The following is a 20,755-nucleotide window of genomic DNA, read 5'->3' as shown; positions in this document are numbered from 1 at the left end:
GAATGCTAATGACATAGCACTAAAAGTCAATATAGATGACTTTCTCTCTTTGAGATTAAGGTTCTTCAGAGAGATTGAAAGAGCTGAAATTAGGGGCTGAAAATTGCTTTCAAAATCGCGAGGTTGAATGCAGAGGTTGTGAACTGGACGGAGTAACGGGCGACACTTTGATATTCACTCTGTGCTATAAATGTTGTTAACGAATACCTAACAGAACAGCGGGATGCCTGAATGGATGCAATGCGAATATTGCTCGTCGATGATGTGCATGTAGAAAGATTACAATTAGCAGTGAGATTACAGCGCCTGGGTCATCATGTAGAAGCTGTGGGTTCGGGAGAAGAAGCGATTATTCGATATCCGAATTTTGAACCTGATCTGGTTTTAATGGATATCAGCATGCCGGAGATGGATGGTGTCGAAGTGGTACGGCAACTGCGTCGTCAGCATTCAGAATGGGTTCCGATCATTTTTCTCAGTGGTCACGATGAACCGGAAATGATTGCGAAGGCCATTGATATGGGCGGGGATGATTACCTGGTAAAGCCGGTTGATAAGATTGTACTGGTCTCCAAGCTCAAAGCCATGCAGCGTATTGCCAATATGCGTCATCAATTGAAAGCCACCTCTGAACAGCTCAGATTTGCAAACGAAAAGTTGTCGGAGCAAGTGAATGAGGATGGGCTGACTAAAATTGCAAACCGGCGTTATCTAGATATCAAACTTGCCGAATTCATATCAATTCATGGGCGCAGCGGAAATCCGCTGACTGTGATAATGATCGACGTTGATCACTTTAAGCCTTACAACGATCATTATGGGCATCTGGAAGGAGACCGCTGCCTGCAAATGGTGGCGAAAGAGTTGAAAGATAACTTCAGCCGGGCGGGAGAACTGGTGGCCCGATATGGCGGTGAAGAGTTTGTGGTCTTGCTGAGTCAATGCGATAAACAAAAAGCCATCAAAGAGTGTCAGCGTCTGAAAAAGTGCATTGAACGACTGGAAATTCCTCATACTCAATCGACGACATCGCATATTGTCACCGTCAGTCAGGGGATGGTTTCATGGGTCCCGACCGGGCTGGAAACGCCTGAGCACATCTACCAGATTGTCGATAAAGTGCTTTATCAGGCAAAAGAACATGGGAGAAACTGCTTTATTGCTGCAGAAGTCACCTGATTCTTGATTCATTAGTGTGTATCCCCATCATTGATGGACTTTCCGCTTGTCGGATTCTTTGACCATGATAATCTCTTTTCAGGTCATGGATGGCGGTGTTTATCGCCATCCAACAGAAAACGATAAGAAAAAGGATCAATTTGTATGGAGATAACTCTTAGCCCTCTTGAAGCGAGAATCATTGGCTGTCTGCTTGAAAAAGAAGTGACCACGCCGGATCAGTATCCCCTTACTCTGAACTCACTGACAACTGCCTGTAATCAAAAAAGTAACCGCGATCCCGTGATGTCACTGGATGAAGCGACGGTGATGGATACGCTGGAAAGTCTGAAATCTAAGCGCCTGATTCAGGAAGTGACCGGCTTTGGCAGTCGTGTCACCAAATATCAGCACCGTTTTTGCAATACTGAATTCAGTACACTTCAGTTCTCTGAACAGGGAAAAGGCATTCTTTGTGTCTTACTGCTCCGAGGCCCGCAAACGGCAGGTGAAATTCGTACCAGAACGAACCGACTGTGCACATTTGCGGATGTGAAAGAAGCAGAGACTGTGCTTGCTTCTATGGCAGAAGACAGCAAAGGACCTTTTGTGGTCAAGCTTCCCCGTGAATCCGGTAAACGTGACAGTCGTTATATGCATTTGTTTGGTGATGAAGACATCGCGCAAATGTCCTCAACGCAGAGTCAGTCTCAGTTCAGTGTTTCCGGTGGTCATGATGAGGAGACAGAGGAACGTCTGGCATTGCTCGAAGATGAAGTTGCATCGTTAAAAGAAGAAATTTTGATGCTGAAAGATAAAATCAGAGAGTTAAGTGAATAAGCGTGATCCTGTACCAATCTGGTTTGTCTATTTAATACGTACACGCTGTAATCGCCTATATTGTGGAGTAACGACGGATGTGAACCGTCGTTTCTCTGAACACCAGTCTGGTCAGAAAGGGGCCCGTTCTTTGAGAGGAAAAGGGCCTCTGATTCTGGCATGGAGTATCAGGATTGGGGATAAACGCAAGGCGATGCAGCTGGAATATAAAATTAAACAACTGCCTAAATCTGTCAAAGAGGCACTGGCTGCCAAACAAATCACGCTTGCCGAATTATTCCCCACCTGTTTTTAAGCTGCCTCTGAAAAATCTCAGTGTGCGGTGACGACTTTCAGTTTGTGTAGAAGTGGGGACGATTGTGAATAGATCATGGATATCTCGGCAAGTCATGGCGATTGGCCTGTTTGCTGCATTTTCTGCAACATCTGTGCAGGCAGCAGGCATTACCAGTCACCCTCAACCCGGCCAGCCCCTGAGTGAAAATGCGAAAAGACTGGTCAATCTGTATACGACATACATGCTCAAGGATGCAGTGCTTCAGGCTTGTACCAGGAGTATGGATGAAACCCGCCGACAGGTGAATGATCAATACATTGAATACTCCCGGCTCGCACTTGAATACATACAGGCGGGCCGGTTTGTTGTCAAAGAGCAGCTGCCAAAAGTGGATTTAATTGCCTGGCAGTCGAAATTAGCCCATTCGCAAGATTATTATGCAAATGGCTTTAGTGAATTTTCAGATGAGCGTGTAACATTGGAATGTCAGCACGTTGCAAATGCGCTGGAAGCAATGAATCAGCGTTTTGCAGCTTTACGGCGGCAATAATTAATTTTTACTGATGATCTGGAAACTCAATTATGGCTCTGAAAGCCACCATTTATAAAGCGCAAATGAATGTCGCTGATCTGGACAGGGATTGTTACCTTGACGGGTCACATACACTGGCTTGTCATCCGTCGGAGACACTGCAGCGGCTCATGTTACGGGTGTTGGCCTGGGGGCTGAATGCCGATCAGGATCTGGCTTTTACCAAAGGGCTCTGTGATACCGATGAGCCTGATTTGTGGAAAAAGAATCTGAGCGATGAGATCGAGCTGTGGGTTGAGCTGGGTCTGCCTGATGAAAAAAGGGTGAAACGCGCGGCCCAAAAAGCGGATCGCGTGGTGATTTATGCTTATGGTGATAATGCTGCGCCAATCTGGTGGCAGTCCATGAAATCAAAAGCTTCACAATATAAAAATGTTTCGGTTGTGTTCATCGAAGATGAAGCACTTGCATGCCTTGAGGGCATGGTTGAACGGACAATGCAACTGCAACTGACGATCGAAGGCGAGCACGCCTGGTTGTCCGGCAATACCGGCAATTGTACGGTCATCCCGCAGTGGTGGCAGCGCTCTGCTTAAATACGCTGAAAAGAGTGGCTTTCTGGCCACTCTTTTTGGCTCATTTCATGCTGTGACTATTTGGCGTACGCGCTGTATAGAGATCAATCATCCAAATTCCTTCTGTTGTTTTTTTACCGGGATACTGAAGCGCGGGTGCTGACTTTTTGAAGCCAGGCCTGAAGATGAGGGAGTGACTCATCAACCTCGACGTTCAGATTTTTCATGAAATTGCACATCACAACGGCGGTAATGTCTACCACAGAGAAATTCTCGCCAGCGATATAGGGCGACTTCGAGAGTTGTTGGTCCAGTTCCGGCAGAAATGCCACAAGGCGGTCCCGTGAGACTTCTCCCCATGCTTCAATACAGGTTTCACGGTCCTGATAAATACCGGTCAGATTCCTGAATGCCTGCATCGCAACCAATAAACCTTTCAATTCAACAATGCGTTGCCACATTTCAATCTGTGCTTTTTCAATCGGCGAATTGCCGAACAAAGACTTATCGGAAGGGTAACATTCGTCAAAATACCGGCAGATTGCGATGGATTCACAGATCGTAGTACCGTCATCCAGCTCCAATACCGGAATTAAGTGGTTCGCGCTCTTGCTCTGAAATGCTTCCGTCAGATTTTCGCCACTGCGGATATCAACGGAAACCCGTTCAACGTCGATGCCCATTTCGGCCAGAAAGATACTCACACGTCTTGCACTTGGGGAGGGGGCGAGCTCATAGATTTTCATCATGCACCTTTATCGGAATGATCGTTTAGATTAAAATCTAAGGGAATAAACAGCCTTACGTCAAGTACGTAATATGAAAAAAGATCCCAGTGAGAATCAATATGGCCAGAACCAAAAATTTTGACAGAGAAGAAAAGCTTATCCAGGCAATGGAACTGTTCTGGCAAAAAGGCTATGCCGATACTTCAGTGTCGGATTTGGTCGAACATCTGGAGATCAACCGATTCAGTCTTTACAACACTTATACGGATAAAGCCTCTCTTTTCAGTGAAGCGCTGGATTATTACCTGCAACAGGTGTCGTTTCCGCCATTGCGAAAAATTTTGCACGATGAATCGGGTTACTCCGATATTCTGGCTTATCTGAAACGTTTTGTTGCCCTACAGCGCGATCAGAAATGTGGGTGTTTCATGCAAAATGCTTTGCTCGAACGGGCCCACTGTGATGAAAGTGTGCTGGCATCGGGTGGTTTACTCTTCGAAACCCTGGCTGCACGTTATCAACAGGCAATCCGGAATGCTCAGGCAAACGGCGAATGGAATAAAGCAACGGATCCGGTTCAGTTCAGCCGTTTTCTGGTCATGCAAATGCAGGGAATCCGGGTGCTCGGTAAAGCGCGGCAATATGAAATGCTGGAAGATGGCGTGGGTATCCTGCTGAATATGCTGGAGAACTTACACCTGGCCGGGAAATAATTTGCGGGAACAATTGATAAATGCACAGACTGAGATGACCATGTGGCTGGGAAAAGGGCCAGATTTCAGTCTGGCCATTTGTAAACGGCTTATCAGATCAGGTAATTATTTATGATGCTTCGGCCGCGTTCAGTCCCTGTTGCCAGAACGCAACTTCCATACGTGTCGCTGTCCTGAAGATGTTGATGAGCTGCTGACCTCTCGGACTGTGTACAGAGATTTCTTCCAGCAGACTGTTCAGATAATGGATGCTGTTCTGCACATCGTGTTGGAAGGATTCGCCACCATACAGCGTAATCCAGCTGCTGTATGGGTTATTGGTTAAGTTGGTTTCAGTGGCATGAATCAGTCTTTCACCGATCATGGCATAACCAATCGCACAAGGTGCGAGGGCCGTAAACAGGTCAGCCATGTCGCCAGCCATGCCCGTATCAAGCACATAACGGGTGTAAGCCACAGTGCCGACATCTTCGGCTTCCGCCTCCATATCTGACTCAGTGAGTCCCCATTGTTCACAATAACTGATGTGATGATGCATCTCGCTGCCAATCAACGCTTGTAACCCCGGGAGAGGGCGTCGCATTTCGTCTAAAGTCCGCGCTTTAAAAATAGCCAGGGCGTAAGCACGGGCGTAATGTTTCAGGAACAAAAAATCCTGTTTCAGATAGTGCAGGTAAGCCCCCGGGTTCAGTTCCCCACTGGCGAGTTGCTGCACAAAGATGTGGTGGGTGTAGTCATGCCAGTCATTTTGACATGCATTGATCAAATCCAGATGATTCATGTGTATTCCCTGAAATGTGTGTTTCTTGTGTTCTGACCTGGCTTAAAAAGCCGGGACAAAATCTTTCGCTTTGGGGGCGTTATCGATGATCTTGTGTTGATACATAAAATCAGAGAATTGATCGTAGCGGGCCTGATCAACCGCTGCCGGACGGAGAGCAAAGCGCGGCAAGGTATCTCGCCAGGCCATTTTGTTCAGCTCATTGTCCAGGGTATCGGGTGAATATGAGATGAAGGTTTTCCAGGCCTGATCCGGGTGATTCACAATGTACTGCGTTGCTTTTTCCAGTGCCTTGTTGAATTTTTTGAGGTCTTCAGCGTTGTACTGTTTTTTATTGGCGACCACGACCAGTTCGTCATAAGGCGGTACACCGTGCTCCTCAGGGAAGAACGCTTTTGCCTGATAGCCTTCCAGTGCCAGCTGGTTTGACTCGAAGTTACGCAGGCCACCCCAGATGGCGTCAACTTTTCCGGATGCCAGCGAAGAAGAGAGTGCCCAGCCAACATTCACGATTTTGACCTCGGAGAAATCAACACCGGCTGTTTTCAGCATGGTACCAATAGTCGCTTCTTCATTTCCTGCGATGGCGATTCCAATGGTTTTTCCTTTCAGATCAGCCAGAGATTCAATCCCTTTTTTATCCAGGACCATCAAGGTGTTGAGCGGCGTTGCAATCAGGGTGGATGCCCGAATCAACGGAAGACCTGCCGCCACATCAATTGTCAGGCTGGTCTGGTAAGAAATGGCTAAATCAGTTTTGCCTGCGGCAACCAGTTTGGCGGGCATGGACGGATCGGCTGGTTCCTGAATTTTAATGTCGAGCCCTTGCTCCTGAAACAGGCCATTTTTCTGAGCAATGATGATCGGGCCGTGATTAGGGTTAACAAACCAGTCCAGCATCAAGGTGAGTTCTTTCGCTTGTGCCTGGAATGTCACAGCTGTCACTGCGACAGCGATCGCAGTACGGGTGGGGAAGTGAATCATAAGCGTATCCTTGGTTAAATCATGATTGTGACTGACTGTTTTCAGGCAGCCATGGAATTGCGCGTTTCAGCAGAAAGTCGGTCCCGAAATAAAGAGCAACAGAGAGGCTGGCCAATATAAAAAGAGCTGCAAACATCTCGTCGATCATCATTCGGGCATTGGCCTGTAACATCAGGTAGCCCAGCCCTTCGCTGGCGCCGACCCACTCACCGACAACGGCGCCAATCGGTGCGACGACAACAGCCACACGGATTCCGGATGCCAGTGCCGGTAATGCAGCCGGCAGTCGGATGTGGCGCAGGATTTGCCAGCGCGTTGCATGAAGTGTTTTTGCCAGATCAAGATATCCTTGCGGTGTATGGCGAAGACCGTCATAGCAGCAGGTCGTCACCGGAAAGAAAATGATGATGGCAGCCATCACAACTTTGGAGGCGATACCGTACCCCAGCCAGAGCATCAGAATTGGGGCGAGTGCGAAAACAGGAATCGCCTGACTGGCTATCAGCAGGGGCAACATCCAGCGTCTGACAGGGGTAAAAAGCAGCATCAACAATGCACAAAAGAGTCCGACCCCTAACCCTGTGACCAGACCCAGCATGATTTCACAGGTTGTGACCCAGGCATGGCGAAGCAGTACATCGTGGCGCTGAATCAGTTTATTGAGTACAGCCAGTGGTTCCGGCAGGATAAAACCGGGCAATTGAAACACTGTGACCACAGCCTGCCAGCCGAGGGCCAGAACACCAAGACTGATGACCAGCCGCGCGAGCGGGTGATGGTGAATAGAACGTGTTTTGACAGGTTTGCCAGTTTGCCATTGAGCCAATAATTTAGTCATTGTGTTGGTTTACCAAACTCAGGGCTTTCAGGATCTGCTGCTGACAATTCACAAGACGGGCGTCGATTTCACGCGGAATCGTCCCGTCCGGGGTTGGCAGCGAGGTGATTTTTGCGGGCTGGCCTTGCATCAGGAACACAGAGTGTCCCAGACGGAGTGCTTCCTGAGGGTCATGTGTAATGAGCAGTACGGTTCGGTTTTCCAGCAGTTCTGCAGCCAGATCCTGCAATTTGTATCGTGTGACAGCATCCAGTGCTGAAAAAGGTTCATCCATTAATACGAGTGGCTGGTCCTGCATCAGGGTTCGGGCGAGTGAAACCCGCTGACGCATTCCGCCAGAGAGCCTTGATGGGGGGGTAGAGATGTATTTTTTTAAGCCGACGCGTTCTAACAGTTCAATCGCTTGTGACTGATGCGTCTCACTGACTTTTCCGTGTTTGAGCTGAACACCAAAGCAAACATTATCAAGCACATTCAGCCAGGGAAGCAGTAAATCCTGCTGAGCCATATAGGCAATCTGTGCATTCACAGGTTGGTTGCTGCTGGTTTTAATGCTCCCTTGCCAATGGACGTCGGCAGGTAATAATCCGGCTAGTAGCCTGAGTAATGTGGTTTTACCGCATCCGCTTTGCCCGAGAATGCAATGCCACTGGCCTGGGATTAAACTGAGATTCAGCTGTCTGAATAATGGCATTTCCTGATCAGGGTAATGCAGACGAATATTATTCAGCTGAACCCCCAAGCCTGCCTGCCGGTCAGTCATGTGGTTTTCTTCCTGACGAGTGATGATTTGCTCAGGCACCTGCTTCTCCTTAACGCGGCTGGAGTGAATAGAAGTGATGAACCGGGCCATGACCTTGGCCAATCCGAAGTTGATCCGCATGTAACAGGGCTTGCGTCAGATAGGCTTTCCCGCGTGTCACGGCTTCTGTGAGGGTGTATCCCTGAGCCAGATAAGAAGCAATCGCTGCAGACAGCGTGCATCCCGTGCCATGCGTGTTCTGCGTCTGAACTCGCGAAGCAGTTAGGGTGACGGTGTCACTTTCTAGGATGAGATAGTCCGTGCTTTGTGCTTCCTGTTCCCAATGTCCCCCTTTCAGCAAAACAGCTTCAGTGTTGAGTTGTTTCAACTGCTCAATCAGCGCTTCTTTTTCTTCTGTTTCTTTTGTGTACACAACAGTTGAAACTGTACCAGAAAGGGATGAAACATGGGTTAAAGCGACTGCTTCTGGCAGATTTGGCGTGATCAGTGTTGCCAGAGGAAGAAGTTCTGACTTCAGAGTGGAAATGGCTTCGGCTTCCAGTAATAAGTCACCGCTGGTTGCAACCATCACCGGGTCGAGAACGATGAATTTCGGCCGGTATTGACGCAGTTTTTTAGCAACAGCACGAATGATAGTCGCATCACTCAGCATGCCTATTTTTACCGATTGGATATCAAGGTCGCTGAAGACAGCATCCAGCTGTTGTTCAACAAACGCCGGGCTGACCGGAAAAATACCCGTTACGCTCTGTGTATTTTGAGCCGTCAGTGCCGTGATAACCGAACAGGCATAGCCGCCAGTTGCCGAAATGGCTTTGATATCAGCCTGTATCCCGGCACCACCACCACTGTCTGAACCTGCAATTGTCAGTGTAATCGGGGTTTTAATTTCTGGGGAAAGTTCATGGTGAGCTGGCTTGTTCATTTTCATCCCTTGGCATCAATATCATGATTCATGATGGGGCAGGGATGACGAACAGTCGCGATGGTCACTGAGCCGTCAGGAATTGGCGCTTAGTGGCAGGCAAGTCTGCTAGTTCCCTACGCCAGTATGAGCTGGATCAGGTTCAACGGGTCCCACAGCGTGGTCTCAGCCTTTCGACTCCCCGACTAACGTTTAATCATTCTGTATGTTCAACCGAAGCTTGTTGTCTTCAGTATCATTTTGCGTTGGCATTCTAACCCTGTTTTTTTGAAGAAAGCAAAAGAATTCCAGAAAATCTGTGCGGGCTCCGGACAGAGGTGTTAAAGAAAGCCTATGATATCGTTACCGTCAATAATTCTGGAGACATTCAGTGAAACAGCATCATCAGATTAATTACGTTGAATTTCCTGCAAGTAACCTGCCGGCAACAAAAGCTTTTTTTGAATCCGCTTTTGGCTGGTCATTTACAGATTATGGTGATGAATATACAGCTTTTTCGGATCAGGGGCTGGATGGGGGATTTTATGCGGCGCCCCTGAAATCTGAATCAGAAAAAGGTGCGGCTTTAATTGTGCTGTACAGTGATAATTTAGAAGCGACAGAGCAAAAAGTCATCGAAGCGGGCGGCAAAATTGTGAAACCGATTTTTGCGTTTCCCGGAGGCCGCCGGTTCCACTTTACAGAACCGAGTGGTAATGAACTTGCTGTCTGGGCTGCTCCCGAGTAGCAAAGCACCCGATTGATGAATGAAAAGAGCTCCTGACGGAGCTCTTTATCGTTCGGGCAATGATGTTGCTTAATTCACTGTTGTAATCCGGCTGCTTCGGTCACCAGACACTGTTCGCAGCTGGACACCACTCGCCGCTGCTGGTGGATTGAGGCGATCATAAGCCTGCCAACTTGCGCCCTGATCGACTGAGTACTCAATGGTCAGGCCAGGGAAGGTGGAGTTCGCCTTCAGGACACCATTTTCGAGGACGCCGCCAGGGACAGGCAGGTTGAACGTAATGCCGCTTTGCTCCAGTTTCGGCAGCACTTTCTGGCCCAGGAGGTTTGCGAAGCGGTTGTAGTCCGTATTACGGGCTGCCTTGTCTACAGGGGTGCCAGCGTTGTCATTGGCTTCCCAGCCCGCCGTATGCCATGCACGCTCGGCCAGACCCAGAACACGCGGGAAAGTCATCCCTTCGAACTGAGCTTCAGTACGGACTGTTTCAGCCCACAGCGAACCCTGAATACCCAATACATTTTCAGGTTTCAGGAGTTTTTTCACACCAGCACCGGCAACCACGTCTTCTTTCGTAATTGGTGCACCGGCACGGGTGAAGTCGGCATTTGCGAACACATCATCCGGCATGTAACCAAAGGTCTTCCGGGTGTCGGTGAAACGTGGCGCCCAATAGTAACCGCGTTCGTTTGGATCCGGCTCGTATGGATGGTCGAAATACAGGTGGCTGGCATGGTTGTAAACAACTTTATAGTCGTTGTTTGCCAGATTATAGGCACGGTCAGCAACACCCCATTCCCAGATATTCTGCCAGGCGTTACCCCAGAGCTGACTGTTGGCCATTTCAGAGCGGGGGTAGACTTGTCCGCTGTGCATCAGACCGTCTTCCCAGCCTGCCATATCCAGACCATAGTTCGCTGTAATGACAGAGATACGCTCGACAAAGTAACGGCTCAGGTCAGAAACACTGTTGACGCCATCTGTGTTGTTGGCAATAAATGCCTGACAGACAGGAGAGTTAACCCATGCACCGGCAATCTCATCGCCACCAAAGTGGAAGGTTTTCAGTGGCTGAACTCCCTGATGCAGGTTCACCAGACCTTTGACCACAGCATCAACGAAATTGTAGGTTGAATCCATACAAACGTTGATAGCATTGTCTGTAAACATCTGAACAGAAAGATATTCTGTTGTGTCGCTGAAATCTGTCAGCAGGTATTTGCTGGCTTCTTCCAGATTTCCCTGAGCGGCAAAGTGGTCATAGCGCGCTTCCATGGCTTTAATCGCAGCGTGCGCATGGCCAGGAATATCAATTTCCGGAACTACTTCAATGCTCAGCGAAGCCGCATGCTGAAGGATGTCCCGGTAATCTTCTGCCGTATAGTATCCATTTGATTCAGCACTACCGTCCGGACCGGCACCCAGGAATGGCAGCAGACAGGATTTTTCTTTAGGATCATGACAACGTTTTGAACCGACATCTGTCAGTTCTGGGAGTCCTGTAATTTCAATTCGCCAGCCTTCATCGTCAGCAAGACGGAGATGGAGTTTGTTCAGCTTAAACGCCGCCATCTGGTCAAGCAACTGAATGATTGAGTCTTTGCTGCGGAAGTTGCGCACCGCATCAACGGACAGGCCGCGATACGCAAAACGCGGTGCATCCGCGATATCTACCGCGGGGATCTGGTTACCATCGACCAATTGAAGTAATGACTGAGAGGCATACAGTGCTCCTGCGCCATCCGCAGCACCGATCGAAATGATTTCGTTTTGCGGGTTAACATTCAGGTTATAGGCTTCATCCCATTTTTGAATGCCATTGACATTGACCTGGCTCCAGCCAACGTTGATACGTTTTTTCGTGGCCGGTGACCATGGTACGGCCGTCAGGCCTAACTGATTGGCAAGGAAGGTCGCCTGGCCTTCGTAGCCATTGTCATAAACAACAACCCAGCTTGAATCAATACTGACGCTGCCACTGCCGAGAGTGAACTGGGCTGGGGATGGGATGACACCCACAGGGTTTTCCAGAGTACTCAGATCGGCATTACGCTGATAACGATCTTGCGCGGTGAAGGGATTGTAGTAATCCGTGATCGCAGCACTGCCGTAACGCTTCCATTGCTGCGGTGATGTAAAATCAGCAACAAACGGCAGTTCTTCAGAAGGTTTGGTTGGCACGGCACCATTGATGTGGTTGCTGGTACTGGTGATGAGAGATGTAATGGTGTTGCCATTGTCTTCAGAAACAAAATACCAGTTCGGCATAATGTCCGTTTTCGCAGCCTGCCAGTCGGAAGCATCAAACTCAATGGTCAGTGATTGGCCGGGTGCCAGAGGAACGAACTTATCCGTTGGTTCCAGTTTGAAAATATCGCCGTTAACATGTGTGATTTTGACTTGTTCATTCAGAACATCTTTCACCATACGGATATGGCTAAAGTAAATACTCCAGCCGGTTGCAGGCAGGGTTTTGGCGCTCTGGTTCGTAAAATCAAGTCTGGCCCGGAAAGAGACCCAGTCTTGCTGGGTGTTATCTACAACGGTGTAGGTCACATCCAATCCCTGACCAAGCTGATCCAGATCTGCTGCCGGGATTGCCAGCGCCGGGCCAGCAATAGCAGCCGATAAGGCTAACGCTAATACAGATGTTTTCATCATGGTTCCTTATTTCGACGAGTAAAAAATCATTAGCTGTAGCCTAACGATCTGAATGAATTAATAAAAACATCAATAAGTGATTGGGCAAGAGGAAATACTAAAAATGCTGTTGCGGCCAAGAAAATCATACAAGCTGTTGATTAATTCACCATTTATTCGTGATTGAGGTTAAATTTTGGCGTGGAATTTTCAATAAATAGAGGATGTTATGCTAAGGCAGGTCAATTCCTCTACGACATAGCGTGCTTTCGATTGGTGGGGAGCAGGAGAGGGAAAAATTCTAAAAATTTTGATTGATAATTATTGGCACGTAAGAAGTTTGCCCACATTGGGACATAAGATTGCGGAAAAAACAAATTTGTTCAAATTTATGCGTATAGTTGATTAAAAATGAATGTTATCAGTTTGGAAATTCGAAAAAGCACATCAGATAGCATTGCGGATAAATGTGGGTGAAAAATAAGCAAATTTGAGCCGAAAACAGAACAATTGAAGAAAATGGCAGCCAGCTATCAGTTTTATGTCTGGAAGTGGAATTCTGCTTTTTGGTAGAAGATACTCACCCTGCAACACTCATAAATACAAAGGATAGAAAAATGACAAGAGCAGCAGTGATTCTTTGCTCACTCCTGGCCCTGGCTGGCTGTGATGAAGAGACAGTAAAAGATTTGTTAGAGGGCAAAGTTGAAGTATTCACGCTTTACAGCGCAAATACTCAAGGTATTACAGGTGTACCGGATGGATACCATACCTGGACAGAACTGCAGGGCTATAATGTGGGTCTGCCTGATAATGCACCTTTTGGCTCGCGGGATGATCTGGTGAATGCAGTCGGTTCGGTAACGGATGTCGGTTGTGCCAAAATTCCAGATACAGCGGGTATGTGCTTTGAAGAAGGGGACGCTAACAGCTGCTTACCAAACGAACTGACCGAGGTTGGCCTGAAAACTTATAAAATTGACCTTTCTGACCTCGAAGCAGCCATTAATGTCGGTTTTTATCCAACGGCGGTTCAATACCTTGCTGAATATAAATTTAACTCGAATCTGAGTATCGAAAGCGCTGAATGTTCAGCTATTCAGTAAGCTGAAAGCTTGAGATAACGGTTGAATCGGGCCAGACATCGTCTGGCCTTTTTCGTATGTGCTCAGAAATTAACGATATTACTTCATGGAGAAAGAGAAGATATCTTTTGGTTTTCGTTATCCACAAAAGCTGTGCATAACTCTGTGGGAAATGCTCGGACTCCAGATTCCATGTCGTATTTGCCAAAGTCAAGCACTGGGCCAGCAGATTTCTATGGTATTTTTTTGCTTTGTGAGTCTGAGTAAAATTTGCTCTAAGTGCCTGTATTTCATTTAAAGATAAACAAAAATTATGTGACTCTGTCACTTTAACCTTGAGGAGCCGTCTTCGTCTCAATTTTCAGCAAGTTTGAAGGGCTTCCTTGCAGAGCAGCGGCACGAAAGCGAAATGATGACAGCTCAGGATGCTGTTGATAAAGCAACGCCTTGTCTTGTTTTTCTGCATAACTATGAGTCAGGTAGCCGCGCCCATTCGGGTATTCGGTATTCCACAACGGGCTTTTGGACACCTGGCTGCTTGCAATAAACTGTCCCAGATAGGTAACTTCGCCGGCGATGATATGAAAACTGATATTCAAAGGTTTGTCAGATTGCGTTTGCACCGTTTTCCTGCCATCCGTTCCTTTAAAGGTGACCGTATCCAGCTGGTAAGTTCCCGCGGGCAAGGGCAAGGTGAATAATGAACTGGATACACGTGTCGTTTTGAAATCACTGTCATTATTATCATTTGAGACACTGAAGCGATCGTTCGACTCCGTGCTTCGGAAAATCAGTGTTGTTTGCAGGTTTTCGCCGGTTGAGGGCCAGATTGTTGTGGCGCCCAGGCTGCCGACGAGAAAGCCTTGGCTGGCTTTATCGGCAGTTTGAAAATCTTCAGGAATAGAGATCAATACACCGCTGCTGCATCCGGTCAGGAGTAAACTGAACAGACTGAAAACCAAGGGTTTCATGCATTGCCTTCCTATTACTTATTGATAATTTAAAAGAGAGTCTTCTCTTATATGAGTGTTGTATTACAAAGCACATTTATGCCACAGAAATCGCGAAATCTCATGGGGTAAGCGTAAAAAGTAAGACAATTGAAAGAACTTTGAGCATGAGCTCAAGTTTTTAGTGGAAAATGATTGAAGAAAGTGCACTGGCTTTGACTGACTCTGGCCAGAGTCAGTCATGCGATTCAGCTTTAGTTCGCGGCAATGATGTTTTTGAATTTACTTTTTTTGCTGAGGAGATAATCCAAATCCGGCGGGAAATCTTTATTCGATTTCGCGTGTTTCATCATATCAAACACGGTGAATTCGGTTAAAACAGCAAACTGATACGATTCAAAGTTCCCGTTCGCTTGTAAAGTTGGGTCAAAATATTGGTCTCCGACACGGATAATCGCGTGATCAACAATCGGATCTTCACAGCGGAATCCCAGGACGTAACGCTCTCCCTTACCATAGATAACGTTCATATAACTGTTGTAAAAGCATTCATCCTGCTGGGCAGTACAAGCTTCCAGTTGTTCAGGTGACATGGCTGAGACGGTGACGAAGCGCATATTCTCAGGCCGAAACCCTAAGTCGCTGAGCTGTCGTTGAATGATTTCAAGAGGGAGGTTGGTCACTTTATATTCCGAATTACTGATTTGCCGCACATTATAGCTTTCCCTAGGCGACTGGTCACTGGGTTCACCCGATCGTTTTGTCCGAGAATTTAGTTGATTCTCATGTAAACGGCGGAAAGAAATTTTCCGGATTTATAGTTTAAATGAGATTTGTTTTCAACTAAGATGTGTGACCAGTAGCTCAGATAACTGAGTATCATAACAGTTGTAGAAAGCGAACATCGGGTTTGACTTTCTGAACCGGATGCTAAGGTAACTGCTCCAAATGAACAAAGTGAAATTCAGCCTGGCCATGATAGCCATCGGTCTCAGTGTGAACGCAGCAGCCACCAGCCTTGATTCTGCTCGCGTTATCGAAACGAAAATGAATCAATCTGCAGCGCAAAGCCAACAGAGGATCGATACGAGTGCGGAACACGTTCTGTCGATGAAGGCAGACATCGAAGCGCTTCAGGAAGAAGTCAAGAATCTGACCATTTACCGGGATCACCTGGCCCGACTGGTCGACAGTCAGGAAAATGAAAAAGCCAGTCTGAATGAACAAATTACCGGAATTCAGGAAACCCGTCAGGGCGTTGTGCCGTTGATGTATCAGATGATCGACGGCCTGAAAACCTTGGTTGAAGAAGACCGACCGATCAAACGCGATCAGCGTTTAGCACGGGTTTCCAGGCTGGAACTCATGATGGCGCAGGCAGATGTCAGTGATGCGGAAAAGTATCGCCGTATTCTGGAAGCCTATCAGATTGAAATGGACTACGGCACAAAGATGGGTCTGTATCAGGGGAAAGTGACCTTGTCACCGGCAGAAAGCATTGAAGCTGACTTGCTGTATCTGGGACGACTAGCTTTTGTCGCACGCAGTCTGGATGGACAACGTTACTGGGGCTGGAATGAACAGGATGCCAAGTGGCAGTTACTGGAATCGCAGGTGGGTTCTGAGCTGGATAAAGCCTATGCGATGGCAGCGAAACAAATTGCTCCCGGACTGATTTCACTGCCGGTGTCAGCTCACGTGGAGGTTCAATAAGATGAAACTGAAAACGTTGGCTTTAGCACTGTCACTCGTATCTTTATCTGGTTCGGTACTGGCCGTGGATGGGTTAGTAGAAAAAACACGTCAGGAACAGAAATCAGAGCAAGTTCATCAGCAAGCTCGAGAAGCTGGTTTCCAGCAAACTGAGGCCGAGATTCGCGCCCAGCGGAACGCTCTTCTTGCGGAGAGAAAAAAGCTGAACGAAGAAACGGATCGTCTGAGTCATACTTTCAGCAACAATGAAAAGTCTCTGGCGCAACTTGAAGAAACCCTGCGACTGGAATCAGGCAGTCTGGGGGAGCTCTTTGGGGTGGTTCGTCAAACAGCCAAAGACTTAGACGTTGAAATGGATACTTCAGTGACGGCTGCAGATCGTCAGCAGCATGCCAAGGTTGTGCAAGAGATTGTCGCTGCGAAGGCACTGCCTTCCCTGAAGCAACTCCGTGGGTTATGGCAGGGAATGACTGAGCAGATCAAAGCGAGCTCAGAAATGCGTCAGGTCTCTGTACCTTATATAAATGGCGAAGGCTATGAATCTCATGTGGATGCGTATCGTCTCGGCAGCTTCGGGCTGGTCGGTGAACAAGGGTATCTTGCATGGAATGGTGAGCGAAAGGTTGCAACCCCTTATCTGAAACAACCCGAAAGTGCGCCAGTTTTGAGCCAAATAGCCTCAATGGCTGACTCGGGCATGCAGATGACAGTGATTGATCCGTCTCGTGGAAAAATGCTGGAGCAGCTGGCTCATACACCTTCGTTGATGGAACGTCTGTCTCAGGGCGGGGTAGTCGGTAAGATTATTCTGGGTTTACTGGCCGTTGGTGTTGTGATTGCGTTGTACCGCGGCGGGAAGTTGTTCTGGATTCGCCAGCAAATCAAAGCGCAGTTAAAGCAGCCGGAACAACCCGGGAATAACCCATTGGGTCGGGTGCTGAATGTTTACGATAAAGAACAGAATCGTTCTGTTGAAGCGCTGGAATTGCGCCTGCTGGAAACCATCGTCGATGAACAGCAAGGGCTGGAGCGTGGTTTGTCGATGCTGAAATTACTTGCAGCACTGGCGCCGATGCTCGGTCTGCTCGGGACCGTAACCGGTATGATTGAAACCTTTCAGGTGATTACCCAGTTTGGTAACGGGGATCCGAAAGTAATGGCTGGTGGTATTTCGATGGCACTGGTCACCACGGTACTGGGTCTGGTTTCTGCCATGCCGTTGCTGCTTGCTCATAATGTGCTGAGCACTCAGGCTGACGCTATTCGTAACATTCTTGAAAAACAAGGGATCAGCCTGGTTGCTGCTGAGGCTGAAAAATCGGGAAGTCCTGCATAATGGATGTTGCATTGTTCAGTGCTGATTTCGCCGGTCACTGGTGGCTGTCCCTGCAGCAATTTATGCAGCAGGGAGGCCAGGTTCTCTGGTGGCTGGCAGCTATCGTGTTACTTTGCTGGATGCTGGTGACAGAACGACTTCTGTATTTAGCATTTACATATCCGAAAGAGAAACAACAATGGCTGGATCAATGGCGCGCCAGAGGGGATCAAACTTCCTGGTACGCCCATGCTATCCGTGCTGGCTGGCTGAATGAAGCACACCTCAGCCTTTCTCAGAATCTGAATATCATTAAAGTACTGGTTGCGATTTGTCCGATGCTGGGATTGCTGGGCACCGTCACTGGAATGATCTCTGTCTTTGATGTCATGGCCAGTCAGGGAAGCAGCCAGCCCAAGTTAATGGCCTCTGGTATATCTCTGGCGACGTTGCCCACGATGGCAGGTATGGTTGCCGCACTGGCCGGAATGTTTGTGCATGCCCGACTGGCGAAAGCCTGCAAAATGCGTGAACAAAAACTCGAAAAACTCTTAAGGAGTCAATGATGAGATTAAGTCGTCCATCAGCCGCTCGTGAAGAAGCTCAGATCGATCTGACCTCAATGTTGGATATCGTCTTTATCATGCTGATTTTCTTCATTGTCACCAGTTCGTTTGTCCGTGAATCCGGCGTTGAGGTGAATCGCCCGCAGGCCAGCAATGTGGTCAGTCAGAAAGATGCGGGTATTTTTGTCGCAATCACTTCTGCCAATGATGTTTATATCGATAAACGTGTTGTCGATGTTGAACGGGTTCAGGCGACTCTTGAAACCATGCTGCTTGATCAACCTGAAGCATCGTTAGTGATTCAGGCGGATGAACATGCTTATAGCGGTACCGTGGTGAAAGTCATGGATGCGGCGAAAGGGGCAGGCGTGAAGAATATTGCTTTGGCAGCGGAGAAACGCTGATGTTCAGGCTTTTTCTGGCCGCGCCGATCGCTATGTTCGTGACGGGCGGCCTGTTCAGTTTTATGGCCTGGATGGTGGATAACGGTCACCATCAATTACCGGAATCCAAAGAGACACTGGCATTTAATATGGTGATGGTCGAGCAGGAATCGGAGGTTCAGCGTCGTCAGCGTTCAGTTCCTGAGAAGCCGGAAACCCCGGAGCCGCCACCTGAGTCTGTGCCGAAGCATACGAATGCCAACAGCACAGTGACTCCTTTGACCTCTCCGATAATGCCATCCGTTGCTTTGGATGTATCCGTAACTGGGATGGCGATTCAATTGCCTGCGTTTTCGGATATCGGTAAGGATCAGCAGGTGATGCCGTTATATCGCGTCGAGCCTAAGTATCCGCCCAGAGCACAAAAACGAAGTATTGAAGGTTTTGTCATTCTATCTTTCACGATCGATTCCCGTGGGCGTCCCACTGACATTCAAGTGGTCGATGCGCAGCCCAAACGAATTTTTGACCGTGAGGCTATTCGGGCGCTCAAAAGCTGGAAATATCAGCCTAAGCTGGAAAATGGCAAGGCAGTGGCGCAACCTGGGCAGTCTGTAAAAGTGGAATTTAATCTCGATAAATCATGAAGAAACTTGCATTCATTTTGATGCTGTTTTTTACGCCTGTCGTATTTTCAGCGCAGCTTTCACAATATTCTGCTGGTAAAGTCCAACAGGCCCAAAAACTTCAGCAGGAAGATAAACTGGGCGAAGCCATTGCTTTGTTGAAAGGCATGGATATTTCACGCGCTTATGACCGTGCTTTCATCGATCGGGTTCTGGGCGTGTATTACTGGCAGGTGGAACAACCGGCTCAGTCAATCAAACATCTGACACAGTCTGTTGAAAGTGGTTTGCTGGAAGATGAGCAGGCCCGGTCAACCCAGCGTATGCTGGCCGATATTCTGCTTTCTCAGGCTCAGTATAAGACAGCGCTGAAGCATTACTACGTATTGAGTCAGGCAATTCCGGCGACTGAAAAAGCGGATGAACTCTGGCTGAGAATTGCTCAGGCCCATTATCAGATAGAAGAATGGCAGGCGGTTCTGAAGGCGCTGAAAAACTATGAAAGCTCTCACCGGAAGGATGAAATTCAGCCGTTATCGTTAAAACTCGGTGCCCAATTGCAATTAAGTCAGCTGGCACCGGCTTTGACAACATTAAATCGTCTGATTGCACTGGAACCACAAAAAACACTCTGGTGGCGGCAGATGGCCGGAATTCAGATGCAACTCAGCCGGCATCGCCATGCGCTGGAAACGTTAGCGCTTGCAAAGCGTCAGGATGTTGCACTGTCTCAGCAAGATATCAAAACACTTGGCCAGCTGTATGCGCAGCAAGGTATCCCGGAAAAAGCAGCTCGCACTTTTGCACTGCTGGAAAACAGTGAGACGGATAAAGATTTAATTGTCACTCAAGCCAGATACTGGCAGACGGCGAAAGAATGGGATAAAGCAATGACATTCTGGCGAAAAGCCATCAAGCTAGACGCACAGTACCGGTGGCAGCTGGCACAGCTTTTACTGCAGGAAGGGCATTATCAGCTTGCTCTGACTGAACTGAAGCAAATCCATCAAAAGGGGCGAGAAGCAGAGGTCGAGCTGGCGCAAGTTCGTGCGTATTACAAGTTGCAGCAGTTTGAACAGGCGCTGATACATGCAAAGAAAGCTGATCATCTTGAATCGACTGAAACTTCAAGAGGCTGGATTAAATACCTGAATCAAATTCGTGAGATGAAAAGTTAAAGATTTCTTGTACCTTTGGTGTACGGATATTTGTTGATGAACTGACATTCGTGGCAGAATTAGCATGTCTGGCTGGTTTTTAATCAAAACAAACATGAAGAATCTATTAAAGTCATTTTTTTTGATGAATTTACTCGCGGGTGGCGCTGTTTGGGTCGGTTATCGTTTTTCTGAATTGCCGTTTGAAGTGAATCAGGATGTGTTTTTTTATATGTTCGCACTGCAATGGGGAATGGCGGCGCTGGTTTGGCATGGTGGCAGGGAAAGTACAAGAAATGACCATGATGCTGGCGGTATGAAATCGAACACGAAGCTGTCGTCTGAACTGATTGCAACGGATAAGAACAGAGAAATTGCTGCGAATTATGGATTCGGATTGACCTTATTTTTATCCGGTTTATTACCACTGTCAGCCTGTATTTTCTCGCTTTCTGTCTGAAGAAAAAAGCTACCTGTTCAGG

24 protein-coding genes and 1 riboswitch are annotated in these 20,755 nt (G+C 47.8%); of the genes, 15 read left to right on the top strand and 9 right to left on the bottom strand.

What is annotated here, in order from left to right; translation table 11 throughout:
* The first annotated feature begins 231 nt into the window (after positions 1 to 231).
* The 5 genes from L4174_RS19490 (at position 232) to L4174_RS19470 (ending at position 3,403) form a co-directional block, all read left to right on the top strand.
* Positions 232 to 1,179 (top strand): diguanylate cyclase domain-containing protein, encoded by a 948-nt coding sequence (locus L4174_RS19490; protein ID WP_248142212.1) that lies wholly within the window; start codon positions 232 to 234, stop codon positions 1,177 to 1,179.
* A 144-nt stretch (positions 1,180 to 1,323) separates the two neighbouring features.
* Positions 1,324 to 1,998 (top strand): YceH family protein, encoded by a 675-nt coding sequence (locus tag L4174_RS19485; RefSeq protein WP_248142213.1) that lies wholly within the window; start codon positions 1,324 to 1,326, stop codon positions 1,996 to 1,998.
* Entirely contained in the window at positions 1,991 to 2,293 is a 303-nt protein-coding gene (locus L4174_RS19480; RefSeq protein WP_248142214.1) for a GIY-YIG nuclease family protein, read from the top strand. Before L4174_RS19485 ends, L4174_RS19480 begins: the two co-directional genes overlap by 8 nt.
* Positions 2,294 to 2,357: 64 nt before the next feature.
* Positions 2,358 to 2,825, top strand: a complete 468-nt coding sequence (locus tag L4174_RS19475; RefSeq protein WP_248142215.1) for a hypothetical protein — start codon at positions 2,358 to 2,360, stop codon at positions 2,823 to 2,825.
* Positions 2,826 to 2,857: 32 nt separating this feature from the next.
* Positions 2,858 to 3,403 carry a YaeQ family protein gene (locus tag L4174_RS19470; RefSeq protein ID WP_248142216.1) on the top strand — a complete coding sequence of 182 codons (546 nt, stop codon included), beginning with the start codon at positions 2,858 to 2,860 and terminating at the stop codon, positions 3,401 to 3,403.
* Positions 3,404 to 3,516: 113 nt separating this feature from the next.
* On the opposite strand, the gene L4174_RS19465 is transcribed toward L4174_RS19470, so the two are convergent.
* A complete protein-coding gene (locus tag L4174_RS19465; protein WP_248143311.1) occupies positions 3,517 to 4,128 on the bottom strand; it encodes a glutathione S-transferase in 612 nt (203 codons plus the stop codon).
* 101 nt (positions 4,129 to 4,229) lie between these two features.
* Here L4174_RS19465 and L4174_RS19460 point away from each other — a divergent pair, with 101 nt between their 5' ends.
* A complete protein-coding gene (locus L4174_RS19460; protein WP_248142217.1) occupies positions 4,230 to 4,823 on the top strand; it encodes a TetR/AcrR family transcriptional regulator in 594 nt (197 codons plus the stop codon).
* Positions 4,824 to 4,932: 109 nt separating this feature from the next.
* On the opposite strand, the gene tenA is transcribed toward L4174_RS19460, so the two are convergent.
* From tenA to thiD, 5 genes are read right to left on the bottom strand one after another with little or no spacing between them, the layout of a single operon-like run.
* The gene (tenA, locus tag L4174_RS19455) at positions 4,933 to 5,604 is read right to left on the bottom strand and encodes a thiaminase II (protein ID WP_248142218.1); all 672 of its coding nucleotides are present in this window, start codon (positions 5,602 to 5,604) and stop codon (positions 4,933 to 4,935) included.
* Positions 5,605 to 5,646: 42 nt separating this feature from the next.
* Complete coding sequence (locus L4174_RS19450; RefSeq protein WP_248142219.1) at positions 5,647 to 6,588, bottom strand: ABC transporter substrate-binding protein; 942 nt, start codon at positions 6,586 to 6,588, stop codon at positions 5,647 to 5,649.
* Positions 6,589 to 6,607: 19 nt separating this feature from the next.
* Positions 6,608 to 7,426, bottom strand: a complete 819-nt coding sequence (locus L4174_RS19445) for an ABC transporter permease (protein WP_248142220.1) — start codon at positions 7,424 to 7,426, stop codon at positions 6,608 to 6,610.
* Positions 7,419 to 8,189 (bottom strand): ABC transporter ATP-binding protein, encoded by a 771-nt coding sequence (locus L4174_RS19440; RefSeq protein ID WP_371929442.1) that lies wholly within the window; start codon positions 8,187 to 8,189, stop codon positions 7,419 to 7,421. The genes L4174_RS19445 and L4174_RS19440 overlap by 8 nt, the downstream gene beginning before the upstream one ends.
* Before the next feature lie 49 nt (positions 8,190 to 8,238).
* The gene (thiD, locus tag L4174_RS19435) at positions 8,239 to 9,114 is read right to left on the bottom strand and encodes a bifunctional hydroxymethylpyrimidine kinase/phosphomethylpyrimidine kinase (protein ID WP_248142221.1); all 876 of its coding nucleotides are present in this window, start codon (positions 9,112 to 9,114) and stop codon (positions 8,239 to 8,241) included.
* Between the two features lie 96 nt (positions 9,115 to 9,210).
* Positions 9,211 to 9,308: riboswitch (TPP riboswitch) on the bottom strand.
* A 176-nt stretch (positions 9,309 to 9,484) separates the two neighbouring features.
* Here thiD and L4174_RS19430 point away from each other — a divergent pair.
* A complete protein-coding gene (locus L4174_RS19430; protein ID WP_248142222.1) occupies positions 9,485 to 9,841 on the top strand; it encodes a VOC family protein in 357 nt (118 codons plus the stop codon).
* A 69-nt stretch (positions 9,842 to 9,910) separates the two neighbouring features.
* Here L4174_RS19430 and L4174_RS19425 read toward each other — a convergent pair whose 3' ends face one another.
* Positions 9,911 to 12,499, bottom strand: a complete 2,589-nt coding sequence (locus L4174_RS19425) for a family 20 glycosylhydrolase (protein ID WP_248142223.1) — start codon at positions 12,497 to 12,499, stop codon at positions 9,911 to 9,913.
* A 545-nt stretch (positions 12,500 to 13,044) separates the two neighbouring features.
* Here L4174_RS19425 and L4174_RS19420 point away from each other — a divergent pair.
* Positions 13,045 to 13,584, top strand: a complete 540-nt coding sequence (locus L4174_RS19420) for a hypothetical protein (RefSeq protein ID WP_248142224.1) — start codon at positions 13,045 to 13,047, stop codon at positions 13,582 to 13,584.
* A 308-nt stretch (positions 13,585 to 13,892) separates the two neighbouring features.
* Here the strand turns inward: L4174_RS19420 and L4174_RS19415 are convergent, their stop codons facing one another.
* Both L4174_RS19415 and L4174_RS19410 read right to left on the bottom strand, forming a co-directional pair.
* Complete coding sequence (locus tag L4174_RS19415) at positions 13,893 to 14,474, bottom strand: hypothetical protein (protein WP_248142225.1); 582 nt, start codon at positions 14,472 to 14,474, stop codon at positions 13,893 to 13,895.
* A 293-nt stretch (positions 14,475 to 14,767) separates the two neighbouring features.
* Entirely contained in the window at positions 14,768 to 15,196 is a 429-nt protein-coding gene (locus tag L4174_RS19410) for a hypothetical protein (protein ID WP_248142226.1), read from the bottom strand.
* A gap of 265 nt (positions 15,197 to 15,461) precedes the next feature.
* Here L4174_RS19410 and L4174_RS19405 point away from each other — a divergent pair, with 265 nt between their 5' ends.
* The 7 genes from L4174_RS19405 (at position 15,462) to L4174_RS19375 (ending at position 20,733) form a co-directional block, all read left to right on the top strand.
* Positions 15,462 to 16,226 (top strand): DUF3450 domain-containing protein, encoded by a 765-nt coding sequence (locus tag L4174_RS19405; protein ID WP_248142227.1) that lies wholly within the window; start codon positions 15,462 to 15,464, stop codon positions 16,224 to 16,226.
* A gap of 1 nt (position 16,227) precedes the next feature.
* Entirely contained in the window at positions 16,228 to 17,562 is a 1,335-nt protein-coding gene (locus L4174_RS19400) for a MotA/TolQ/ExbB proton channel family protein (protein WP_248142228.1), read from the top strand.
* The gene (locus L4174_RS19395) at positions 17,562 to 18,107 is read left to right on the top strand and encodes a MotA/TolQ/ExbB proton channel family protein (protein ID WP_248142229.1); all 546 of its coding nucleotides are present in this window, start codon (positions 17,562 to 17,564) and stop codon (positions 18,105 to 18,107) included. The genes L4174_RS19400 and L4174_RS19395 overlap by 1 nt, the downstream gene beginning before the upstream one ends.
* Positions 18,107 to 18,511: a biopolymer transporter ExbD gene (locus L4174_RS19390; RefSeq protein ID WP_248143315.1), complete on the top strand. Its 405-nt coding sequence runs from the start codon at positions 18,107 to 18,109 to the stop codon at positions 18,509 to 18,511. The genes L4174_RS19395 and L4174_RS19390 overlap by 1 nt, the downstream gene beginning before the upstream one ends.
* On the top strand, positions 18,511 to 19,137 hold the full coding sequence (locus tag L4174_RS19385; RefSeq protein WP_248142230.1) for an energy transducer TonB: 627 nt from the start codon (positions 18,511 to 18,513) through the stop codon (positions 19,135 to 19,137). Before L4174_RS19390 ends, L4174_RS19385 begins: the two co-directional genes overlap by 1 nt.
* Positions 19,134 to 20,294 carry a lipopolysaccharide assembly protein LapB gene (locus tag L4174_RS19380; protein WP_248142231.1) on the top strand — a complete coding sequence of 387 codons (1,161 nt, stop codon included), beginning with the start codon at positions 19,134 to 19,136 and terminating at the stop codon, positions 20,292 to 20,294. Before L4174_RS19385 ends, L4174_RS19380 begins: the two co-directional genes overlap by 4 nt.
* Positions 20,295 to 20,358: 64 nt before the next feature.
* Positions 20,359 to 20,733 carry a hypothetical protein gene (locus tag L4174_RS19375; RefSeq protein ID WP_248142232.1) on the top strand — a complete coding sequence of 125 codons (375 nt, stop codon included), beginning with the start codon at positions 20,359 to 20,361 and terminating at the stop codon, positions 20,731 to 20,733.
* Positions 20,734 to 20,755 lie beyond the last annotated feature (22 nt).

Source organism: Photobacterium sp. CCB-ST2H9 (assembly GCF_023151555.2).
Classification (GTDB): Bacteria; Pseudomonadota; Gammaproteobacteria; order Enterobacterales; family Vibrionaceae; genus Photobacterium.
The sequence above is the reverse complement of the archived record's forward strand: the minus strand, read 5'-3'. Positions and strand labels throughout refer to the sequence as shown.